Source organism: Rathayibacter sp. VKM Ac-2760 (assembly GCF_009834185.1).
GTDB lineage: Bacteria > Actinomycetota > Actinomycetes > Actinomycetales > Microbacteriaceae > Rathayibacter.
Genome location: NZ_CP047173.1, coordinates 283,603 through 305,455, shown reverse-complemented (window position 1 = coordinate 305,455; position 21,853 = coordinate 283,603). Strand labels below are relative to the sequence as shown.

The window sequence follows — 21,853 nt, the reverse complement described above, 5'->3', positions numbered from 1 at the left end:
CGACGCGGGCCTGCCCGTCAAACGTCGATCGGGGCGGCGGCGGTGCGTTTACGAGAAGTTAACTCGCCGTCGGTCAGCGGACGTGCAGCAGCGGCAGGAACGGCGAGAGATCGGCGCGGACGCCGGAGGCGTGGATGCGGCCGCTCGCGAGGCCCTCGCTCCAGGGGAGGGAGCCGGTCGCGAGGGGGAGCCAGGTGGCGGCGTCCATCTCGATCACGTTCGGCGGGGTGCCGCGGGTGTGGCCCGGGCCCTCGACGCACTGGGCGGCGCCGAAGGGCGGGACGCGGACCTCGACGCTGCGGCCGGGGACGTTCGTCTCGATGATCTGCAGGAGGAAGCGGACGGCCGTCGCGGTCGTGTTCCGGTCCGCGCCGCCGGCGAGCGCCGCCCGCACGGCCGCCTGCCCGCTCGCCTCGTCGATCTTCCCCTTGGCCATCCCCCCAGTCTGCCGTGCCGTCGCGCCGTGCCGTCGCGCGCCGCGAGATGCCACTTGTGCACGCGACACGCCGCATAAGGCGTGCGCAAGTGGCATCTCGCGGAGGTGGGGGCGGGGCGCACGGCGACGGGGCGCGCACCCGGACCGGGGCGCGCGAGGGCGGGCCTATCCTGTCAGGGTGAAGATCCTCGTCCTCGGCTCCGGTGCCCGTGAGCACGCCATCATCACCGCTCTGCTCGCCGAGGAGGAGGCGCACGAGATCATCGCCGCCCCCGGCAACGCGGGGATCGCGCGTGACGTGGAGGTCATCCACTTCGACACCAACAGCCCCCGGCTCGTCTCGGACTTCGCCGTCGAGCAGGGGATCGAGCTCGTCGTGATCGGCCCCGAGGCCCCGCTCGTCGCCGGCGTCGCCGACGCCCTGCGCCGCCGCCGCATCGCCACGTTCGGGCCGGACCGCGCCGCCGCCGCCCTCGAGGGCTCCAAGACCTTCGCCAAGCGCGTGATGGACATGGCGCGCGTGCCCACCGGCCGCGCCACCCGCGTCTCGACGCTCGTCGACGCGACGCGCGTCATCGACGAGTTCGGCGCGCCCTACGTCGTCAAGGCCGACGGTCTCGCGGCCGGCAAGGGCGTCCTCGTGACGGAGTCGCGCAGCGCGGCGATCGCGCACGCCGAGTTCTGGCTGCAGTCCGGCGACGTGCTGATCGAGGAGTTCCTGGCCGGCCAGGAGGTCTCGCTCTTCCTCCTCTCCGACGGGCACGACGTGGTGCCGCTCTCCCCCGCCCAGGACTTCAAGCGCCTCGGCGACGGCGACGAGGGCCCGAATACCGGCGGCATGGGCGCCTACTCCCCGCTCCCCTGGCTCACCGACCGCTGGGAGAGCGAGCGCGCCTTCGTCGACGAGGTCATCGACACCGTCGCCATCCCCACCGTCCGCCAGCTCGAGCGCGAGCGCACCCCGTTCGTCGGGCTGCTCTACTGCGGGCTGATCGTCACCGACGCCGGCATCCGCGTGATCGAGTTCAACGCGCGCTTCGGCGATCCGGAGACCCAGGTCGTGCTGCCGCGCCTCGTCTCCCCCCTCTCCGCCCTGCTGTTCGCGGCGGCGACCGGAGCGCTCGCCTCCGTGCCGTGGCCGGCATTCTCCGAGGAGGTCGCCGTGACCGTCGTGCTCGCGAGCGAGGGCTACCCCGAGAACGCGGCGACCGGGCGCGTGCTCGGCGGGCTGGAGGCGGCGGCCGAGGTGCCGGGCGTCACCATCGCCCACGCGGCGACGCAGCTGGTCGACGGCCGCTTCGTCGCCACTGGCGGCCGCGTGCTGAACGTCGTCGCCCGCGGCGCCGACTTCGCCGAGGCGCGCGAGCGCGCGTATCGCGCGCTCGACCTGATCACGCTCGACGGCGGTCAGTACCGCCGCGACATCGCGCTGCGCGTCGCGGGGCGCTAGGCGCCGGGGCTCGCTCGCTCCTCAAGAGTCGTCGTGCCCGGAGCACGAGTACGACGACTTCTGGAGAGTGGCGCCCCGCGTCAGCGCGCGGTCGCGACGATGTCGCGGAGGGCCTCGCCGAGATCCGGGTGGGCGAAGGTGAAGCCGGCGTCCTCGAGGCGGCCGGGGACGACCCAGCGGCTCTTCAGGAGCAGCTCGGACTCGGTGCGGAGGGCGAAGGTCGCCGGCTCGAGGACGAAGCGCGGGGCGGGGAGGCCCAGGCGGCGGCCCACCGCGGCGCGGAGCAGGCGGGAGAGCTCGGTGTTGTCGCTGGGGTTCGGGGCGGCGAGGTTGATGGGGCCGTCGAGGGGTCGCTCCTCTGGGCCCTGCTTCTCCGGGCCCTGCTCCTCCAGGAAGAGGATCGAGCGGAAGACGTCCTCCACGTGGATCCAGCTGAAGTGCTGGCGGCCGTGGGTCGGGCGGTACTCGTGGTGCACGCCGGCCTCGCGGCGGGCGCGGGTGGACGGCCAGCGTCCGTCGAACTGCGGGCCGCCGAGGCCGAGCCGGGCGAGACGCAGCAGGATGCCGGTGGCCGGTCCGTCGCCGAGCACGATCGTCATCCGCAGGGCGAGGCGGCGGACGCCCGGGGTCTCGCCGGCGAAGAACGCTTCCTCCCAGGCGCGCGCGACGTCGACGGAGAAGCCCTCGCCGAGGACGCCGTCGCGCTCGGTGTTGGCGCGCTCCTCCTCGTGGCGGTAGATCGTGGCGGTGCTCGCGTTCATCCAGACGGGCGGAGGGGTCGCGGCGGCCGCGACGGCGCGCTGCAGCTCGCGCGTGGTCTCGACCCGCGAGCGGAGGATCTCGGCGCGGTTCGCGGCGGTGTAGCGGCAGTCGACGCTCTTGCCGGCCAGGTTGACGAGGAGGCGGGCGCCGTCGAGGGTGCGGCTGATCGCGGCGGTGTCGCCCCAGCGGGCGTCGGGGCCCGAGCGGCCGATGCGGCGGACGGTCCAGCCCTCGGCCTCGAAGCGGCAGGCGAGATCGGTGCCGAGGAAGCCGCTCGCTCCGGCGAGGACGACGACGGGGCGCGCGGGGTCGGGCATGAGGACATCGTGCCGCATGTCGGCGGGGCGGCGGTGTCGGGTCCGGCCGGCGGCGGCTTCGGAGCGGCGCGTCGTCAGAGCCGGCGGACCCCCGCCAGCGCGCCGGCCAGGCGCCGGTCGAAGCGCGGAGGGATCTCGGCGGGCAGCGCGGCGACCGGCCACCAGGCCAGGGCGTCGCTCTCGTCGCTCACGACGAGCGGCACGGCGGGGTCGACGACGGCGGCGTAGCCGACGTCCCAGTGGGTGGTGCAGCGGCCGAAGCCGCCGCCGAGGCCGTGCCGGTCGAGGTCGACGGGGACCGGGCTGCGCAGGGTGAGCGCCTCGATCCCGCTCTCCTCCCGGGCCTCGCGCTCGGCGGTGGCGGGGACGGAGGCGTCGGCCGGCTCCACGTGGCCGCCGAGCTGCACCCAGAACCGGCCCTTGCGGTGGTAGCAGAGCAGCACCCGCTCGAGGTCGGGCGACAGGACGAAGCAGCTGGCGGTGATGTGCTCGGGGCCGCCGCCGCGCTCGAGCGCGGACGCGCCGCGCTCGTCCGCGAAGGCGAGGTACTCGTCGCGGAGTCCCGCGAGGGCGGGCGGGGCCGCCCACTCCGCCAGCTGCGCGCTCAGCCGTTCGATGCGCGAGGTCTCCACCCGGGAGAGCGTAGGCGAGATGCCACTTGTGAGCGCGACACGCCGAGGCGCGGGCTCACAAGTGGCATCTCGCGGCGGGAGGGGGGTCAGACCGCCAGGCCCTCCAGGCCCTCGCGGTCGACGCGACGGTGGAAGCGCATGCCGGCGAGGCCGCCGAGGACGGCTCCGATCAGGGCGACGACGAGGGCGGCGAGCGCCGTCACGACGGCGGCGACGGTGGCGTCGCCCGCGTCGAGCGGGATCTGCGGGAAGCCGCTGACAGCCGAGAGGATCTGGCTGCCCCCGGTGAGCGCGGAGACGATGCCGACGACGATCGCCACGACGACGGCCCACGCCCACACGGCGACGCCCTGCTTGGCGCCGCTGAAGCGGGCCATCCGCCCGGCGACGTAGCCGCCCGAGTAGTAGGCGACGAGGAGGATCACGAGCAGCGCGATGGCGCCGACCCAGCCGAACGCGGCGGGGTCCGCGGCCAGGTCGGCCGTGACGTCCTGCGTGCCGACGACGGCCGCACCGATCGCGGTGACGAGGGCGGTCAGGATGACCGCGAGTCCCGTCGCGGCGAGCCAGCCGAAGAAGGCGCAGCCGATCTTGAGGCCGCCGAAGCGGTCCTTCTCGCGCTGCTGGATGTCCTTGCGGGCGGCGGTGCGGGCCTTCGCGGCCTCGGCGGAGTCGGGGGTGACGGGGGCGCGGTGCGACGCGGTCCGGTCGTCGAGCGGCGTGGCCGCGGTGGCGCCCGCGCTGCCCGAGGCGGTGCTCGTGGTGTCGAAGCGGGTGGTCGCGTCACGGTCGGTGCGGGTGGGGTCGCTGCTGTCGGGACCGGGGCCCCGATCGGTGGGCGTGCTCATGTCGGCCTCCTCGTGTCGCTCCCGGTGCGGAGCGTCGGCTCAGTCAACTCTCCGGCGGCTCCCGGTGTCGCGGGCTTGACGGCGCGGATCGGCGGGCGGGGCTGCGGGGCCCGCCTGCTGACGGGGGTGGGTCTCGATACGCCCCTGCGGGGCTACTCGACCAGCAAGGAGCGGGGCTGCTCGACCAGCAAAGGGGTCGGGGCTGCTCGACCGGCGAGGGGGCGGGGGGGCGTCAACCCCTTGGTGCCGCGCGGCGGGAGCGGCTTGCATGGGAGGACCGACCCACGACGAGAGGGAGCACCATGACTCCGGAATCCCCCGAGCAGACCCCGCCCGGCACCGAAGGCCGGCTCACGCCGAAGGCCGACCACGGCGAGACCAGCTACCGCGGCTCCGACCGCCTGCGCGGCAAGGTCGCACTGATCACCGGCGCCGACAGCGGCATCGGCAAGGCCGTCGCGATCGCCTTCGCCCGCGAGGGCGCCGACGTCGCGATCTCGTACCTGAACGAGCACGAGGACGCCGAGGACACCGCGAAGTGGGTGCGCGAGGCGGGCCGCGAGGCGCTGCTCCTCCCCGGCGACCTTCAGGACCCGGCGCGCTGCCGCTCCGTCGTCGCCGAGACCGTCGAGAAGCTCGGGCACCTCGAGGTGCTCGTGAGCAATGCGGCGTTCCAGATGAGCCGCGAGGAGGTCACCGACATCCCCGACGAGGAGTGGGACCGCACGATCGCGACGAACATCAGCGCCTACTTCCACCTGGTCAAGGCCGCGCTGCCGCACCTCGCCAGCGGCGCGTCGATCATCGCGACGAGCTCGGTGCAGTCCGACCAGCCGTCGTACCAGCTGCTGCCCTACGCGGCGACGAAGGCCGCGATGCTCAGCATGACCGCCTCGCTCGCGCAGGCGCTCGGAGAGAAGGGGATCCGCGCGAACGCGGTCGCTCCCGGCCCGATCTGGACCCCGCTGATCCCCGCCACCATGCCGCCGGAGGCCGTCGCCTCGTTCGGCGAGCAGGTGCCGCTCGGCCGTCCCGGCCAGCCCGCCGAGGTCGCGCACGCCTACGTGCTGCTCGCCTCGGACGACGCCAGCTACATGAGCGGCTCGACGATCGCCGTCACCGGCGGGAAGCCGATCCTCTGACCGCGCCCGACCGGCGCCCCACGGCTGCCGCTCACCCGCAGGAACGTGCGATAGGTTCCGGCGGGTGAGCGCCCACATCCGCAGCATCGAGACGGCCGTCCCGGCCACGGTCCTGCATCAGCCAGAGGTGCGCGACCTCTTCGCGTCCCAGCCCGGCGTCACCCGACTGGGCTCGCGCCTGATCGGGGCGGCGTTCAACGCCTCCGGCATCGACACCCGGCGCACCGTCGTCGAGGAGCTCGACGGGGTGGAGCGGGAGGGCGCGAGCACCTTCTACGACGCGCGCTCCGGCCTGCTGCTCGATCCGGGTACCGCCGCGCGCAACGCGGTCTACACGGCGAGGGCCCCCGACCTCTTCGCGGAGGCGGCGGAGCGTGCGCTCGAGACCGCGGGGTTCGCCCCTGGCGAGGTCACGCACGTCGTCACCGTCTCGTGCACGGGCTTCTACGCGCCCGGGCCCGACTACCAGCTGGTCCGCCGGCTCGACCTGCCCGTGTCGACGCAGCGCTTCCACCTCGGCTTCATGGGCTGCTACGGCGCGTTCCCGGGCCTGCGTGCCGCCCGCGCGTTCTGCGACGCCGACCCGACGGCCGTCGTGCTCGTCGTCGCCGCGGAGCTGTGCAGCATCCACCTGACCAGCTCGAGCGACGCCGAGCAGATCGTCGCGACCTCCGTCTTCGCCGACGGCGCCGCGGCGGCCGTGGTCACCGCCCGGCCGGCCGCTCCCGGCACCGCGGTGCTGGAGATCGACGCCCTCGACTCGACCCTCACGCCCGAGGGCGAGGACGAGATGGCCTGGACCATCGGCGACCACGGCTTCACGATGCGGCTGAGCACCTACGTGCCGTCGATCATCGGCGCGAACATCACCGCGGCCCTCGAGCCGATGCTCGCGGGGGCCGGAGTCGGCGCGGGCGACGTTCAGCGGTGGGCCGTGCACCCGGGCGGGCGGAGCATCCTGGACCGGGTGCAGTCGGCCGTCGGCCTCTCCGACGAGCAGATGCACCCGTCGCGCGAGGTGCTGCGCACGGTGGGCAACATGTCGAGCGCGACCGTCCTCTTCATCCTGCGCCGCCTGCTGCACGGCGACGCGGCCGACGGCGAGCGGATCGGCGCGATGGCGTTCGGGCCGGGGCTCACCGTGGAGATGGCGCTGCTGACCAAGCGCGGCGGGGCATGACTCTGCGCGCACCGCTCGCTCCGGACCTGCGGCGGCGCGAGCTGACCGCGCAGGAGCTGATGGACGACCCGGCGTGCGACCGTGCACTGCTCGAGGAGACCTACGCGCGCTTCGGCACGGTGAACCGGCTGGTCTCGGGCTGGAGCCGGCTCTACCGCACGCGGCTGCGGCCGCTGCTCGCGGGCGGCGAGCCGGTGCGGCTGCTCGACATCGGCTCGGGCGGGGGCGACATCGCGCGCTCGCTCGCGGCCTGGGCCCGCGCGGACGGACTGCGGCTCGCGATCACGGCGATCGATCCGGACGAGCGCGCGTTCGCCTTCGCGACGTCGACGCCGGCGCCGGCGGGGCTGGAGTTCCGGCGGGCGACCAGCGCCGAGCTCGTCGCCGAGGGGGCGAAGTACGACATCGTCACGTCGAACCACCTGCTGCACCACCTCTCGGCGGAGGCGCTGCAGGGGCTGCTCGAGGACAGCGAGCGGCTCGCTCCGCGGGCCCTGCACAACGACATCGAGCGCTCGCGTCTGGCGTACACGGCGTACGCGGCGACGACCCGGCCGATCGCGGCGGGGTCGTTCCTGCACCACGACGGGTCGCTCTCGGTGCGGCGCAGCTATACGGCGCCGGAGCTGCGGGGGGTGGCGCCCGAGGGGTGGCGGGTGGAGCGGGCGGCTCCGTACCGGCTGCTGCTGGCGCGCGGGTAGGGCGCGGCGGGGGCGGTGAGGGGCGCTCGGGGGTTGCGGCGGTCTGCGGGGTGGGCGGCTAGCGGTGGGGGCGCTCGACGTCGTCGCCGGGCGAGCGCTCCGCGGCGCTCTGCGAGCGGTGGTACTGCCAGCCGGCGAGGGCCAGGATCAGCACGCCGCAGACGATGGTGAGGACGTCCGGGACGGACACGCCGTCCTTCATCGCGGAGGAGATGCCGGCGCCGAGCAGGAGCACGCCGCCGATGAGGTAGAAGATGACTCGCGTTTTCATGGCCTCATCGCTTTCGTCCGCCGGAACAGGCCCTGCGATGCTACCCCGTCGCAACGTGCGAGCGCCGGGGACCTCCGGCTCGCGGAACGCGCCTCGGCACGCCGGAAACGGCCGGAACCACGAGCCGGGGGTGGGACAGCGAGCCGCGGATGGGGCCGCGGACCTTCGGCTCGCAGAACCGGCCTCGGCACGCTGGAACCGGCCGAAACGACGAGCCGGACGTGAAACCACGAGCCGAAGGGGGCCCACGGACCTCCGGTTCGTAGAACCGGCCTCGGCACGCTGGAACCGGCCGAAACGACGAGCCGGACGTGAAACCACGAGCCGAAGGTGAAGAGAGGGAACTTGGGCTCGCAGAATCGGCCTCGGCTCGCCGGAACCGGCCGAAACGACGAGCCGTACGCGGAACCACGAGCCGAAGGTGAACCGACGGACCTCCGGCTCGCAGAACCGGCCTCGGCACGCCGGAACCGGCCGAAACGACGAGCCGGAGACGGAACCACGAGCCGGAGGTGAACCGACACACCTTTGGCTCGCAGAACCGGCCTCGGCACGCTGGAATCCGCCGGAACGACGAGCCGGAGATCGAAGTACGAGCCGAAGGTGAAGAGATGGAACTTGGGCTCGCAGAATCGGCCTCGGCTCGCCGGAACCGGCCGGAACCACGAGCCGGAGGTGGAACCACGAGCCGGAGATGGGCCCGCGGACCTTCGGCTCGCAGAACCGGCCTCGGCACGCTGGAACCGGCCGAAACGACGAGCCGGACGTGAAACCACGAGCCGAAGGGGGCCCACGGACCTTCGGCTCGCAGAACCGGCCTCGGCACGCCGGAACCGGCCGGAACGACGAGCCGGACGCGGAACCACGAGCCAAAGGTGAACCGACGGACCTCCGGCTCGCAGAACCGGCCTCGGCTCGCCGGAACCGGCCGGAACCACGAGCCGGAGATCGAAGTACGAGCCGAAGGTCAAACCGACGCACCTCTGGCTCGCAGAATCGGCCTCGGCACGCCGGAATCCGCCGAAACCACGAGCCGGAGATCGACGTACGAGCCGGAGGTCAAACCGACGCACCTCCGGCTCGCAGAATCGGCCTCGGCACGCCGGAATCCGCCGAAACCACGAGCCGGACGCGGAATCGCGAGCCGGAGGTGGGCGCGGGCGGCGCGGGTCGGGACGGCGTCGCGCGACCGGGCCGACGGGCCCGCTGTCAATGGGGCATCGGCGTGTCTCCCGGCGGATTCCGCATCCGGGCCGTCGACCGGTTAGCGTCCCCGAGGAGCCCTCCGCCGTGGACGGCTCGCACTGACGAAAGGCGCCCGTGGCCACGCTGACCTATGGACCGCAGAATCTCGAGATCGAGTTCGAGGAGCGGGTCCTCGCCCACCTCAAGGTCGCCGTGCTGTCGAAGCTCCGGCGCAACGAGGCCTTCTCGCTCTCCTGGACCGAGGACGCGTCGACCGGCCACGGTCGCAGCTCCGTCTGGCTGCACCCCTCCGTGCCGCTGCACTTCCGCTTCGCCGACGCGCACCAGCCCAAGCTCAATCGCGCGTGGATCGAGCAGATGCTGAGCGTCGCGAGCATGCACGGCGAGCTGTCGGTCCTCCCGGAGCCCGAGGAGCAGCGCCAGGGCTCCTGAGCCGCGCGGCCCCCGGTCGGCACTGCCTCGCCGCACTGCATCCGTCAACCCCACCCCCCGTCCCAGGGTCACGTCGTAGCGTCTGAGGACAGTGACCGGGCGGTTCTCCGTCGGTCGCGACCACGGACGGAGACGACGATGACCGATACCGCGCGGACGACCGCAGCACCCACCCTGAGCGGGACGGGAGGCGCCCTCCGCAAGGACGAGCCGGTCGCCGTCCGGCACGCCCCCGACTCCGCCTCGACCGGCTCCCAGCCGGTGCTCGGCTGCCGCATCGACGTCAGCGGGCGGGTCTTCACGGTCGAGCTCGAGATGGCCGGAGTGTTCCTGCGGCAGGTGCGCCGCACGCTCCGCGACGGGGACAGCGCCCTGGTGCTGCTGCGGCACGTCGACGGGATCGAGATGATCCCGTTCACGCGCGCGACGCCGTTCGAGGTGTCGGACATCGTCTGCCCCGAGGGCGTCGAGCCCGCGCAGGCGCGCCTCGCCGAAGGGCTGCGCGCGCGCTAGACCCGCGCAGCCGGCGGGATCAGGCGGGGAGCGACGCCTCGATCAGGTCCACGATGCGCGGGTCGTCCGGCTCGACGGTCGGGCGGAAGCGGTGCACGGTGCCGTCGGCGGTGATCAGGAACTTCTCGAAGTTCCACTTCACCTTGCCCGCCTTGCCGGCCTCGTCCTCGGTCTTGGTCAGCTCCGCGTAGAGCGGGTGCGCCGAGCGGCCGTTGACCTTGACCTTCTCGAACATCGGGAAGGTGACGCCCCAGGTGGTCGAGCAGTACTCCTTGATCTTGTCGGAGTCGCTGAGCTCCTGCAGGAACTGGTTGCTCGGGAAGCCGAGGACGGTGAAGCCGCGGTCGCCGTACTGCTTCTGCAGCGCCTCGAGCTTCTCGTACTGCGGCGCGAGGCCGCAGCGGGAGGCGACGTTGACGATGAGCTTCACCGGCGCGTAGTCGGCGAGGGTCGACGCGGTGCCGTCGATCGTGGTGAGGGGGATGTCGGTGATCGTCTCGGGCACGGGGGCTCCTTGTCGAGGAAGGGGGATGATCGTCAGGCTATCCAGCCGAGCCGTGCGCGGGCCGCGAGACACTCCTCCACACCAACGTCTCTGCCGCGGTACTCCCCGGTCGGCGCAACTCCCTCCCCGTCGGCGGTCGAGCGGCACCACCATGGAGTCATGACCCCCTCCGCGCAGCAGCTCGTCTCGGTGGGTGGGCGGCGCCTGCGGCTGACCAACCTCGACAAGGTGGTCTATCCGGAGGCGGGGTTCACCAAGGCCGACGTGCTCTCCTACTACGCCTCGGTCGCCTCCGCGATGCTGCCGCACCTCGCCCGGCGGCCGGTCACCCGCAAGCGCTGGGTCGACGGGGTGGGCACCGCGGAGAAGGCCGGCGAGGTCTTCTTCGAGAAGAATCTGCCCTCCTCCGCGCCCTACTGGCTCAGCCGGACGAAGCTCGCGCACTCGTCGCGCGACGTGGAGTACCCGCTCGTCGACGACGTCGCCGGGCTGACCTGGCTGGCCCAGCAGGCGGCGCTGGAGCTGCACGTGCCGCAGTGGCGGGTGGGCTCCGACGGCGAGCGGCGGCCGCCGGACCGGCTCGTGCTCGACCTCGACCCGGGCGAGGGCGCGGGGCTGGCCGAGTGCGCGGAGGTGGCGTTCCTCGCGCGGGACCTGCTCGAGGGGATGGGGCTCGAGCCGTTCCCGGTGACGAGCGGGAGCAAGGGCATCCACCTGTACTGCCCGCTCGACGCGTCCGCCTCCAGCGACCAGATCTCCTCGGTGGCGCACGAGCTGGCGAAGGTGCTCGAGGCCGACCACCGCGACCTCGTCGTCTCGGACATGAAGAAGACGCTGCGCGAGGGCAAGGTGCTCGTCGACTGGAGTCAGAACAGCGCGGCGAAGACGACCATCGCGCCGTACTCGCTGCGCGGCCGGCTCCTGCCGCGGGTGGCGGCGCCGCGCTCCTGGGCGGAGATCGGGGCGGCGGATCTGCGGCACCTCGCACCGGAAGAGGTCGTCGAGCGGCTGCGGAGCGACGGCGACCTGCTGCGTCCGGTGCTGGCCGCGCGCGGTGCGGGGCTCGAGCCGTCGCCGGAGCGGATGGCGGGCTTCGCGGCGACCGACGCCTCCGCGGACCGGCTCGCCGCCTACCGCAGCATGCGCGACGCGTCGAAGACGCCGGAGCCGGTGCCCTCGCCGGGGGCGGGGATCGCGACGTCGGGCGACACGTTCGTCGTGCAGGAGCACCATGCACGGCGGCTGCACTACGACTTCCGGCTGGAGCACGACGGGGTGCTGGTGAGCTGGGCCGTGCCGAAGGGGCCGCCGCTGGACGGCGACCCGAACCGGCTGGCGGTGCAGACGGAGGACCACCCGCTCGAGTACGCGACCTTCGAGGGCACGATCCCCGCCGGCGAGTACGGCGGCGGCGAGGTGCGGATCTGGGACGAGGGCACCTACGCGCTGGAGAAGTGGCGCGAGGGCGAGGAGGTCATCGCGGTGCTGACCGGTCGGCCGGACGGCGGGCTCGGCGGCGAGCCGCGGCGGTACGCGCTGCTGCACACCGGCGCGAAGGGCGGCAAGGGGGACGAGAAGAACTGGCTGCTGCACCTGATGGCACCGGGGGCCGCGGCGCACGGGGGCAAGCACGGCCGTGAAGTGGCGGCGAGGAAGGGCGGGGCCGGTACGGGCACTGGACGCTCGAGTGCCGGCTCGGGCGGCTCGAACCCGGAGTCAGCCGCGGGGCCGGCCGCCGAGGCGGCGGCGTTCCGGCCGATGCTGGCCACCGCAGGTCGCGCGGCGGAGATCCCGGCCGACTCCGCGATCGAGATGAAGTGGGACGGCTACCGCGCCCTGGTGCGGGTGGCGGACGGCGCAGTCACCCTGACCAGTCGCAACGGCAACGACCTCACGGCCGCGTTCCCCGACCTGCTCGCCCCGATCGCCGAGGCGGTGGCGGTCGACTGCGCGCTCGACGGCGAGATCGTCGCGCTCGACGCCCGCGGCCGGCCCGACTTCGGCCTGCTGCAGACCCGTGGCGGGCTGACGAAGCCGCGCGAGATCGAGGCGGCGGCGCGCGCGACTCCGGTGCACCTGATGCTCTTCGATCTGCTGGCGATCGACGGGACCGAGGCGATGGGTCGCCCGTACGACGAGCGCCGCGCCGCCCTGGAGCAGCTGGCGACCGAGAACGAGCGGGTGCACGTGCCGTCGGTGTTCGACGGCGACCTGGAGGAGGCGATGTCGACGAGCCTCGCGCTCGGCCTCGAGGGCGTGGTCGCGAAGCGCCGGGACGCGGCGTACCGGCCGGGCGTCCGCTCCGGCGACTGGGTGAAGCTCACCCACCACCGGGTGCAGGAGGTGGTGATCGTCGGCTGGCGTGAGGGCGAGGGCGGCCTGGCGGGCTCGGTCGGCTCGCTGCTGACCGCGCTCCCCGGCGACGACGGCCTCGTCTACTCCGGCCGCGTCGGCAGCGGCTTCAGCGACCGCGAGCGGCGCGGCCTCGTCGACCGCCTCACCGAGCACGCCACCGACGAGCCCGCGGTCTCCGTCCCGCCCGCCGAGTCCCGCGGCGTGCACTGGGTCGAGCCGGTGCTCGTCGGCGAGGTCCGCTACCGCGAGCGCACCTCGGGCGGCACCCTCCGCCAGCCCGTCTGGCGCGGCTGGCGCGCGGACAAGTCGGCGGCCGAGGTGCAGGTGGAGTGAGACGACGGTGACCGACTCGGACGACTCGACAGGGAGGCCCGGCGGGCGCTCAGTCGAGGCGGACGCCGCGGAGGAGGACGAGGGTGGCGGCGATCGCCGCGCCGGTGCCGATGAGGACGCCGCCGGCGCCGGCCGCGGCGGCGATCGTGCCGAGGAGAGTGGGCAGGGCGATCAGGCCCATGCGGTTGCCGGCGAGGCGGAGGGAGAGGGCACGGCCGTGGCGGTCGGCGGGGGTGCGCTCGATCAGCCAGGACATCGTGATCGGCTGGCCGATGCCGAGGCCGAGGCCCAGCAGGGCGACGGCGACGAACAGCAGCGCGGTCGGCGCGGGCAGGGCGACGAGGACCAGGCAGACCGCGGAGACGACGATGCCGGCGACCATCACGCGGGTGCGCCCGAAGCGCGAGGTCGTCGCGCCGAGCAGGAGGCGCGAGGCCATCGAGGCGAGGGCGCGGACCGTCAGCAGGGCGCCGACCACGCCGGCGGGGAGGCCGCGCTCGGCGCCGAGGGCGGGGAGGTAGACGACGGTGAGGTCGACGGCGGCGACGACGGTCGCGCTGGTCAGCAGGGCGCGGGCGAGTCCGGGGACGCGGAGGAGGCTCAGGGTGGTGCCCTCGGAGGTCGATGCGTCGGCGGCGCGCGGGGCGGGGCGGCCGACCGCGGCGGTGACGGCGAGCAGCAGGACGGCGAGCGCGCCGCCGACCAGGAAGAGCGGGGCCGGGTCGGGGCGCACGGCTCCGCCGGCGAAGACGGGGATGAAGGCCGGGCCGATCGCCTGGCCGAGGGATGCCGCGAAGGTGTAGTAGCCGAAGCGGCTGTCGAGGCGGGTGCCGGCCGCGCCTCCCGCGACCACCGCCTGCTGGCCGACGACGCAGCCGAGGTGACCGGCGCCGAGCAGGGCGGTGCCGCAGAGCAGGCCGACGATCCCGCCGCCCGCGAGGAGCAGCAGCGCGGCGGCGGCGATGGTCACGACCGAGCCGCACGCCATCACGAAGCGCGCGCCGACGCGGTCGACGAGGCCGCCGACGGGCAGCGCGATCAGCAGCGGCACGACGGCGAAGGAGGCGCCGAGGGCGCCGAGCGCCCACGGGGGGACGTCGAGCTGGATGGCCTGGTAGACGGCGGCCGGCCGCAGCAGGAACGCGACGGCCTGGATCAGCACCGCGTGCGTCAGGAGCGCCGAGGTCGAGAGGGCCTGGCGGTCCGGCACGGCACTCCCTCTGCTCGACGGGCGGTCGCCCGCCGTCCATCCTGGCGCACGGTCGAACGGGAGTCCGCGCACACGATCGCCCCCGCCGATTCTGTGGGCGGAGGAGCCCTGTGCGGTGAGCCGCCCGAGAAGGCTCGTTCCCTGGTCGGAGAACGAGCCTTCTCGGGCGACTCAGCGGGTACAGGGCTCCCGCGGGCAGGAGGGGCGGCGACTCGGACTGGCGGGTGGAGAAAGGGCGCGCGGCGGACCGGTCAGCGCTCGATCGGCTCCGGGAGCGCGACGTGCTCCGGCAGCACGCCGAGGTGGTGGCGGCCGCGGAGGCGGAACCAGGCGAGGCCGGCGGTGACGACGACTCCGACGACGATCACGGCGATGAAGCGGAGCGGGCCGTCGCCGTAGACCTCGACGCGGGGCCAGGCGAGGTTCACGGCCATCGCGGCGCCCCAGAGCACGGCGACGACGTTGACCGGCAGGCCGAGGCGGCCGAGGGAGAAGGAGCCGGCCGGCGCGTCGGGGGCGGGCCAGCGGCCGCGGAGGCGGCGCAGCAGCAGGGGCACGGTGACCAGGAGGTAGGCGAGGTAGATCAGGATGACGGCGACGCTCGTGACGGCGGTGAAGATCTCGGGGGTGCCGATGTTGACGACGAGGATGAGCACGGCGAGCACGCCGATCAGCACGGCCGGGGCGACCGGGGTGCGACGGCGCGGGTCGACGCGGGCGAGGAGGGTGCTGCCGGGCAGGGCGTTGTCGCGGGCCATCGCGAAGACCAGGCGGATGCCGGCGGTGTGCACGGCGAGCGCGCAGACGGTGATCGCGACGACGATGCAGCCGAGGAAGACCGAGCCGAGCGGGCCGCCGAGCACCTGGAGGATCACGAGCTGCAGGCCGCCGGACGGGGAGCCGAGCCCGGGGTCGGCGAGGTCGGGCGCGGCGAGGAGGCCGAAGAGGATGATCAGGCCGCCGAGCAGGAACGACGCGGTGACCGCGCGGAGGATCGCGACCGGGGCGGTGCGCCGCGGATCGACGGTCTCCTCGCCGAGCGAGCCCGCGGTGTCGAAGCCGTACATCACGTAGGCGGAGGCGATCGCGGCGATGAGGAACGCGCCGGCGTAGCCTCCGGGGACGCCCGCGCCGCGGCCGGCCGTCTCGAGGACGATGCTCGGCGGGTTCACCGCGTTGGCCGCGAGGACGACGACGAGCAGGACTGCGGCGATCAGCTCGATCAGCACGCCGACGCTGTTGATCCGGGCCATCAGCCGCACGCCGACGGCGTTGACGCCGGTGGTGAACGCCACCAGGATCGCTCCCCAGAGCACCGCGCTGACGCCGGCGCTCGTGCCGGTGCCGTCGCCGACGAGCTGGAAGCCGCTCCAGATCTGCGGGAGCGTGGTCTGGTAGGCGAGCACGACGGCGGCGAGCGTGACGACGGAGGCGGTGGCCATGATCCAGCCCGCCAGCCAGCTCACGGTGGGGCCGGCGAGGCGCTTGCTCCAGTTGTAGACGGAGCCGGCGACCGGGTAGCGCGCGGCGAGCTCGGCGAAGCAGAGCGCGACCGTCAGCTGGCCGGCGAAGACCAGCGGCCACGACCACCAGTAGGCGGGGCCGCCGTTCGCGTAGCCGAAGGAGAAGAGCTGGAAGGTGCCGGTGAGGATGGAGATGTAGCTGACTCCCGCGGCGAAGCTGCCGAAGCGGCCGATGCCGCGGGTGAGGGTCTGCCGGTAGCCGGACTCGGCCATGCCGTCGTCGGACATCGGCGCCTCCATGCACGGGGTCGGGGCGTGCGAGGTCAGGATGGCAGGCCGGGGTGTGGCGCGGGGTGCGGGGGCACGGATGGGGGGGCGTTCGAGGGCGGGGAACTTGTCGGGGCATGCAGGCGGGGTCTCGATACGCCGCTGCGCGACTACTCGACCAGCATGATCTGACGGCGATCGGTTCATGCTGATCGAGTAGCCCGCGGAGCGGGCGTATCGAGATCCACCGGGGTCAGGAGGTGGGTCTGCAGACCCGACGTGCTGGGGACGGCGGGTCTCGATACGCCGCTGCGCGGCTACTCGACCAGCATGGAAGGGTCAGCGCGGGGTCGGCGGGCCGAAGACGAGGAGGAGCTCGGCGGGGGCAGCGGACTCGTTGGCGACGCCGTGGTGGCTGCCGGCCGGCGCGTAGAGGGCGTCGCCCGCGCGCAGCACGGCGCTCTCGCCGTCGACGGTCATCACGACCTCGCCGAGCACGACGACGTAGAGCTCGTCGGAGCTCTCGGGCGAGCAGCTGCCCGCGTCGCCCGCGAGGTGCACGTGCTCGCCCTCGGACGTGCCGGGTTCGAGGTGGAAGCGCATGACCGAGCTGGGCAGCGCGGTCGTGGCGCGGAAGTAGTACTCCAGGTCGAGCGCGCCGGAGCCGCCGTAGAGCGGGCGCCGGCGCGCGTCGTCGCCGAGTCTCTGGATCTGCACGGGGTCCTCCTCAGCAGCCGATCGGACGCACCGCGCTCAGCCCAGCAGCGGCGCCGCGACCGGCGGTGTCACTCCGAAGGCTGTCACGTCCTCGCTCGTCGCGCCGTCGAGCGCGAGCTCGGCGAGCACCCGCCCGATGGTCGGGGTGAACTTGAAGGCGTGCCCCGCGCCGAGGCCGACCAGGATGTCCGGGTGCTCGTCGAGCGGGCCGAGGACGAAGCGGCGGTCCGGTGTCAGCGCGTACTGGCAGGTGACGGTGCGCAGCACCTCGCCGGCGGTGGGGACCACGGCGCCGACGAAGCCGGTCAGCTCGTCCAGCAGCTCGGCCGAGGGCACGAAGGTGCGCTCGCGTGGCGCCATCAGGTTGTCGGAGACGTCGCGCGCCGCCTTGATCGTCGGCTCGCCGTAGGTGGGGAAGCCGTAGAAGCAGTGCTCGTCCTCCCAGATCCAGACCGGGAAGCGCTCGCGGTCGAAGGCGCTCGGCTCGGCCGGCGCGAAGTAGCTGACCTGCTCCTGCATCGTCACGAGCGGGATCTCGGCGCCGAGCGGCGCGAGCAGCTCGTTCGTCCAGGCGTCGGCGGCGAGGATCACCTTGCCCACGAGCACGTCGCCGGCCGCGGTGCGCACGACGACGCCGTCCGCGCCGGGGAGCAGCGCCTCGACCGGCGTGCTGTCGCGGATCACGGCTCCGTGCTGCCGGGCCCGCAGCTGCAGCACCGCGACCGTGCGCGCGGCGTGCACGATGCCGGAATCGGCGGTGTAGACCGTCTGCGTGCCCTCGGGCAGCGAGAACTGCGGCCAGCGCGCGGCGACCTCGGCCGGCGACAGCAGCTCGAACGGGACTCCGCTCTCGGTGAGGCTGGAGCGGAACGCCTCGGCCGAGTAGGGGCTGCCGACCGGGAAGAAGACCAGCCCGCCGGTGATCGTGACGAGCGACTCGCCCGACTCCGCCTCGAGGTCGGCCCAGTCGAGGTACGCGGACTGCGCGAGCCGCACGTACTCGGGGGCGCCGTAGGAGGTGCGGAGGATGCGCGAGGTGTCGTGCGAGGCGCCGCGCACGTGGCCGAGCTCGAACTGCTCGAAGGCCACGACGCGGGCTCCGCGGCGGGCGAGGTGGTAGGCGGCCGCGCTGCCGAGCGCGCCCATTCCGACGACGGCGACGTCGAACTGCTCGGGGGCGTCGGGCTGATTCATGGCGGCTCCTCGGAGGGGTGCGGGTGGCGCGCGTGCGGGTGGCGCGGGCGCGGGTCCACCCTAGGAACGGCGTCGGTCGCACCTCTCGCGGTGGACCGGAGAACGCAATAGTCTGCGCTTCGGATTGCAGTTCTGCGGAGGGGCGGTGCGGTGGCTTCGCGCGTGACGACGGGACTCCGGGTGGTCCGGCTGCTCGGCGATCGGTCGGATCCGACGGCGCCGCTCGGCGTCGGCGCGATCGCCGCCGAGCTCGGCGCGCCGCTCAGCTCGGTGTCGCGGCTGTGCGCGGAGCTGGAGCGGACGGGGCTGATCGAGCGGGGGCCCGTGTACGGCAGCTACCGGCTGGGATCGGCGGCCGTGCGGCTCTCGGGGCGGGCGGCGGCGCCGTTCGCGCGGTCGCTCCGCTTCGCGCTGACGCTGGCCGCGCAGCAGACCGGAGAGACCGTCGTGCTCGCCGCCGGGGCGCCCGGGTCGGTGCGGGTGATCGGCAGCGTGCTCTCCTCCTGGACCCTGCACTCCCCCGCCGCGGTGGGCGAGCGGATCGAGGAAGCGGGCAGCGCGATCGCGCGCGCCGCCGATCCGCGGGGCCTCGGCGACGACGCCGTCGCGGAGACGACCGCGGGGCTGCGCGTCGAGATCGCGACGCCGCTGCTGGCGCCCGCCGGCGAGGGCGTGGCGGTGCTGGCGGTGCGACTGCCGGCGATCCGGCTGCGCGAGAATGGGCCGCGGATCCACCGGGCGCTCGCCGTCGCGAGGCGGAGCATCGAGGCGGGCCTGGGCGGGTCGCGGGCGGCGGACGCGGCGATCCGCCGCTCCCGGCCGCCCGCCGATCGGCGGCTCCGCGCTGCACGCGGTCCTGCCGCTCCTGCAGCACCTCGCCGACGGGCCGGACACCGCGGCAGGCGCCGCGCGGGCGACGGGCCTCCGCCGCGACCGCACCGGCCGGCTGCTCGATGCGTGCGTCGCGGCGGGCGTGGTCGAGCGCGGCGGTGACGGCGAGTTCCGCGTCGCCTGGGTCGTGCACGGCTGGTTCCGCGCGGCGGGAGCCCCGCTGATCGTGGCCCGCGGCGGGCCGCTGGTCGCCGAGGCGGCGCGGAGCCTGCGCGCCTGCGCCTTCGTGACCGTGCTCGCGGGGATGCGCAGCCTCACGCTCGTGGAAGAACTCGAGCTGGCCGGCGACGGCCTCGCGATGATCCCCTGGCTCGGCCGCGCCCATCCGATCGTCGGCTCGGACGGCGGCCCCACCATGCTGATGGACCTCGAGCCGGACGAGCTGGCGCAGCTGTTCCCGGCCCGGCACACTCCCCGCGACCTGACGCGGTTCCTCCGCCGGATGCAGCGCGTCCGCCGCGACGGCGTCCTCTCGATGCAGGCCTACGACGACGCCGGGATGGTGTCGATCTCGGCTCCGATCCGCGACGCGAGCGGCGCCGTCGTCGCGGCGGCGTGCCTCGTCGGGATGACCGACGACGTCACGGCGCGCTCGCGCGAGCTGGAGCGGGCGGCGATGCGGCTGGCGGAGGCGGTCTCGGCGGTCCTGCGCTGACGGTCTCGGCGCGCGGGCGTGCACAAATAAGGCTGAAATCGCCGAAACAGCGCATTCTCACCCGGATCGCGCCTTCCGGCCTTAGTTGTGCACGCCTCGCGGCCGTCACCGCGCACGGAGCGCGCCGAGCAGCGTCCGGTCGAGGCTCGCGCTCAGGCGGTGGACGCCCGCCGCCACGTGGGCGTCCAGATCGCCCACCGAGACGTCGGCGGTCACGCCCGGAGGAAGAGCGACGTCGACGACGAGGCGATCCCCCTCCCGGCTCCAGCCGACCGCGATGCGCCCGTGCGGGCTGTCGAGCTCCGCCGTCGCCCACTCCACGCCGTCGATCGGCTTCGGAGCGACGGTGACACGGCGGTAGCCCGCCTCCGCCGGGGCGAGGCCGGCGAGATCGCGGTGCATCCAGTCGGCGACGGCCCCCAGCGCGTAGTGGTTGAACGAGGTCATCTCACCGGGGTTGATGCTGCCGTCGGGGAGCATCGAGTCCCAGCGCTCCCACACCGTCGTCGCCCCCATCGTCACGGGGTACAGCCACGACGGGCACTCGGTCTGCAGGAGGAGCCGGCCGGCCGTCGCGAGCTGCCCGCTCCGGCTCAGCGCCTCGAGGATGTAGGGAGTCCCCGCGAAGCCGGTCGAGATGCGGTGGCCGTTCGCCTCCACGAGCTCCGCGAGGCGCGAGCCCGCCCAGCCGATCTCGTCCGGGTCGAGGAGATCGAAGGCGAGGGCGAGGGCGTAGGCCGTCTCGCAGTGGTTCCGGAGCCGCTCCGCGTCGCCGTCCACGAAGGCGGCGCGGAAGGCCTCCCTCGTGCCGTCCCGGAGTCGCTCGATCTCGGCCAGCTCGCTCGAGCGGCCGAGGAGGCGCGCGGTCTTCGCCGTCAGCACGGCGGAGCGGTGGAGGGACGCCATCGCCACGAGGGTCCGATCGGCCTTCGCCGCGGCGGGGTCCTCCGGCGGTGCGTCCGGGTCGAGCCAGTCGCCGAACTGGAAGCCCCGATCCCAGAGTCCGCCGGGAGAGAGGAGCCCCTCGACGTGCCGCAGGTGGGACAGCATGGCCGGGAAGGTCTCGCGGAGGACCGTGTCGTCGCCGGAGGCCGTCCACACCGCCCAGGGCACCCAGACGATCGCGTCGCTCCAGACGGCCGTGGAGTCCACCGGCAGGAGGTCCTCGGGGACGCCGACGTACTTGAGCACGTCCGGGACGACGTAGGGGACGACTCCGCCCTGGTGCTCCTGCTCCAGGGTCACGTCGCGCAGCCAGTCGCGGAGGAAGCCGGAGGCGTCGAAGAGGAAGGTGCTCGTCGGCGCGAACACGGCGATGTCGCCGGTCCAGCCCAGCCGCTCGTCCCGTTGGGGGCAGTCGGTCGGGAGGTCGAGGAAGTTCCCGACCGTGCTCGCGACGACGTTCTCGTGCAGGCGGTTCAGCAGCGGCTCCGAGCAGGAGAAGGTGCCGGTCCGGCGCAGAGCGGAGCTGACGCTGAGCGCCGTCAGGCCGCCGCCGATCAGCTCGTCGATCCCGCCGGGCCACCCCTCCACCTCGACGTAGCGGAACCCGTGGAAGGTGAACGTCGGCTCGAAGACGTCCTCACCTCCCGACAGGACGAAGCGGTCGGTCGCCTCGGCGGAGCGGAGCGGGCGGGTGCTCAGCTCCCCGCGCTCGACGACCTCCGCGTGCCGGAGGGTCACGGTCTCCCCGCGGACACCGGTCGCCCGGCAGCGGGTCCAGCCCACGATGTCGCGACCGAAGTCGGCGATGATCCTCCCGGAGGGCGTGGTCCAGGCGTCGACGATCCCGAGCTCCTCCCGGCGGGTCACGGGCGGGCCGATGTAGGGCTCGAACCGCTTCGCGGAGCCGTCGACGATCCGGACGGGCTGAGGCTCCCACGCGACGGCCCTGCGGCGGGCGTCGATCGTCTGACCGTTGTAGAGGTCGTCGGAGACCGTGTCGCAGGGTCGGGCGGTCCAGGTGGGGTCGGTGCCCCACCGCTGGAGGTGACCGTCCCGGTAGGTGATCGCGAGTTCGGCGATGCCGGCGATCTCGGCTCCGTAGACGCCGGTCGCCGCCGCCCAGGTGAGGCCGCCCCGGTACCAGCCGTTGCCGAGCTCGAGCTCGAGCTCGATCCGGGGCTGCACGAGTGCGGTCACGTCGGTCTCGGCGACCCGGATCCGCCACTCGTAGCTCGACCAGCCCGGGGTGAGCAGCGCGTCCGACACGGGGACGCCGTTCATCCTCGCCTCCACGACGCCGAGGGCGGAGTAGCGCAGGACCGCGCGCTCGACGGCGCCGTGTCCGCTCTCGAGACGAACGCTGCCGGAGAGGACCGGGGCGCCCTCCTGGGTGAGGTCGGCGGTGATGAGCTGTGCTGAGGTGAACAC

The 21,853-nt window shown here is 73.9% G+C and carries 20 protein-coding genes; 9 read left to right on the top strand and 11 right to left on the bottom strand.

Annotated features, from left to right (window positions below):
• Positions 1 to 73: 73 nt before the first annotated feature.
• On the bottom strand, positions 74 to 436 hold the full coding sequence (locus GSU72_RS01320; protein WP_159983067.1) for a sterol carrier family protein: 363 nt from the start codon (positions 434 to 436) through the stop codon (positions 74 to 76).
• Between the two features lie 178 nt (positions 437 to 614).
• On the opposite strand from GSU72_RS01320, the gene purD reads away from it, so the two are divergent.
• Positions 615 to 1,886, top strand: coding sequence for a phosphoribosylamine--glycine ligase (gene purD / locus GSU72_RS01315; protein WP_159983065.1), 1,272 nt, complete (start codon positions 615 to 617; stop codon positions 1,884 to 1,886).
• 80 nt (positions 1,887 to 1,966) lie between these two features.
• Here purD and GSU72_RS01310 read toward each other — a convergent pair whose 3' ends face one another.
• The 3 genes from GSU72_RS01310 to GSU72_RS01300 all read right to left on the bottom strand — a co-directional run bounded on the left by GSU72_RS01310 (position 1,967) and on the right by GSU72_RS01300 (position 4,445).
• A complete protein-coding gene (locus GSU72_RS01310) occupies positions 1,967 to 2,965 on the bottom strand; it encodes a DUF1731 domain-containing protein (RefSeq protein WP_159983063.1) in 999 nt (332 codons plus the stop codon).
• Between the two features lie 74 nt (positions 2,966 to 3,039).
• Positions 3,040 to 3,597 (bottom strand): NUDIX domain-containing protein, encoded by a 558-nt coding sequence (locus GSU72_RS01305; protein ID WP_244255924.1) that lies wholly within the window; start codon positions 3,595 to 3,597, stop codon positions 3,040 to 3,042.
• Positions 3,598 to 3,683: 86 nt separating this feature from the next.
• Positions 3,684 to 4,445: a hypothetical protein gene (locus tag GSU72_RS01300; RefSeq protein ID WP_159983061.1), complete on the bottom strand. Its 762-nt coding sequence runs from the start codon at positions 4,443 to 4,445 to the stop codon at positions 3,684 to 3,686.
• Between the two features lie 302 nt (positions 4,446 to 4,747).
• Between GSU72_RS01300 and GSU72_RS01295 the strand changes: the two genes are divergently transcribed.
• The 3 genes from GSU72_RS01295 (at position 4,748) to GSU72_RS01285 (ending at position 7,468) form a co-directional block, all read left to right on the top strand.
• Entirely contained in the window at positions 4,748 to 5,587 is an 840-nt protein-coding gene (locus GSU72_RS01295; RefSeq protein ID WP_159983059.1) for an SDR family oxidoreductase, read from the top strand.
• Between the two features lie 64 nt (positions 5,588 to 5,651).
• On the top strand, positions 5,652 to 6,767 hold the full coding sequence (locus tag GSU72_RS01290) for a 3-oxoacyl-[acyl-carrier-protein] synthase III C-terminal domain-containing protein (RefSeq protein WP_159983057.1): 1,116 nt from the start codon (positions 5,652 to 5,654) through the stop codon (positions 6,765 to 6,767).
• A complete protein-coding gene (locus tag GSU72_RS01285) occupies positions 6,764 to 7,468 on the top strand; it encodes a class I SAM-dependent methyltransferase (protein ID WP_159983055.1) in 705 nt (234 codons plus the stop codon). Before GSU72_RS01290 ends, GSU72_RS01285 begins: the two co-directional genes overlap by 4 nt.
• Positions 7,469 to 7,526: 58 nt before the next feature.
• Here the strand turns inward: GSU72_RS01285 and GSU72_RS01280 are convergent, their stop codons facing one another.
• Positions 7,527 to 7,739, bottom strand: a complete 213-nt coding sequence (locus tag GSU72_RS01280; RefSeq protein ID WP_159983053.1) for a hypothetical protein — start codon at positions 7,737 to 7,739, stop codon at positions 7,527 to 7,529.
• A 1,320-nt stretch (positions 7,740 to 9,059) separates the two neighbouring features.
• Between GSU72_RS01280 and GSU72_RS01275 the strand changes: the two genes are divergently transcribed.
• Positions 9,060 to 9,377, top strand: a complete 318-nt coding sequence (locus GSU72_RS01275; RefSeq protein WP_244255923.1) for a hypothetical protein — start codon at positions 9,060 to 9,062, stop codon at positions 9,375 to 9,377.
• A gap of 138 nt (positions 9,378 to 9,515) precedes the next feature.
• Complete coding sequence (locus GSU72_RS01270) at positions 9,516 to 9,890, top strand: hypothetical protein (protein WP_159983051.1); 375 nt, start codon at positions 9,516 to 9,518, stop codon at positions 9,888 to 9,890.
• Between the two features lie 19 nt (positions 9,891 to 9,909).
• Here GSU72_RS01270 and GSU72_RS01265 read toward each other — a convergent pair whose 3' ends face one another.
• A complete protein-coding gene (locus tag GSU72_RS01265; RefSeq protein WP_244255922.1) occupies positions 9,910 to 10,395 on the bottom strand; it encodes a glutathione peroxidase in 486 nt (161 codons plus the stop codon).
• Positions 10,396 to 10,554: 159 nt separating this feature from the next.
• Between GSU72_RS01265 and GSU72_RS01260 the strand changes: the two genes are divergently transcribed.
• Positions 10,555 to 13,083: an ATP-dependent DNA ligase gene (locus tag GSU72_RS01260; protein ID WP_159983047.1), complete on the top strand. Its 2,529-nt coding sequence runs from the start codon at positions 10,555 to 10,557 to the stop codon at positions 13,081 to 13,083.
• A gap of 49 nt (positions 13,084 to 13,132) precedes the next feature.
• Here GSU72_RS01260 and GSU72_RS01255 read toward each other — a convergent pair whose 3' ends face one another.
• The 4 genes from GSU72_RS01255 to solA form a co-directional block, all read right to left on the bottom strand.
• Positions 13,133 to 14,293, bottom strand: coding sequence for an MFS transporter (locus tag GSU72_RS01255; RefSeq protein ID WP_159983045.1), 1,161 nt, complete (start codon positions 14,291 to 14,293; stop codon positions 13,133 to 13,135).
• A 251-nt stretch (positions 14,294 to 14,544) separates the two neighbouring features.
• Positions 14,545 to 16,044 (bottom strand): amino acid permease, encoded by a 1,500-nt coding sequence (locus tag GSU72_RS01250; RefSeq protein WP_244255921.1) that lies wholly within the window; start codon positions 16,042 to 16,044, stop codon positions 14,545 to 14,547.
• A gap of 318 nt (positions 16,045 to 16,362) precedes the next feature.
• Positions 16,363 to 16,740: a cupin domain-containing protein gene (locus GSU72_RS01245; RefSeq protein WP_159983041.1), complete on the bottom strand. Its 378-nt coding sequence runs from the start codon at positions 16,738 to 16,740 to the stop codon at positions 16,363 to 16,365.
• A 36-nt stretch (positions 16,741 to 16,776) separates the two neighbouring features.
• Entirely contained in the window at positions 16,777 to 17,934 is a 1,158-nt protein-coding gene (solA, locus tag GSU72_RS01240; RefSeq protein WP_159983039.1) for an N-methyl-L-tryptophan oxidase, read from the bottom strand.
• Between the two features lie 162 nt (positions 17,935 to 18,096).
• Here solA and GSU72_RS01235 point away from each other — a divergent pair, with 162 nt between their 5' ends.
• Positions 18,097 to 18,927 (top strand): helix-turn-helix domain-containing protein, encoded by an 831-nt coding sequence (locus GSU72_RS01235; protein ID WP_159983037.1) that lies wholly within the window; start codon positions 18,097 to 18,099, stop codon positions 18,925 to 18,927.
• Complete coding sequence (locus tag GSU72_RS01230) at positions 18,908 to 19,480, top strand: IclR family transcriptional regulator C-terminal domain-containing protein (protein ID WP_159983035.1); 573 nt, start codon at positions 18,908 to 18,910, stop codon at positions 19,478 to 19,480. Before GSU72_RS01235 ends, GSU72_RS01230 begins: the two co-directional genes overlap by 20 nt.
• 105 nt (positions 19,481 to 19,585) lie before the next feature.
• Here the strand turns inward: GSU72_RS01230 and GSU72_RS01225 are convergent, their stop codons facing one another.
• A complete protein-coding gene (locus GSU72_RS01225; protein WP_159983033.1) occupies positions 19,586 to 21,853 on the bottom strand; it encodes an alpha-L-rhamnosidase in 2,268 nt (755 codons plus the stop codon).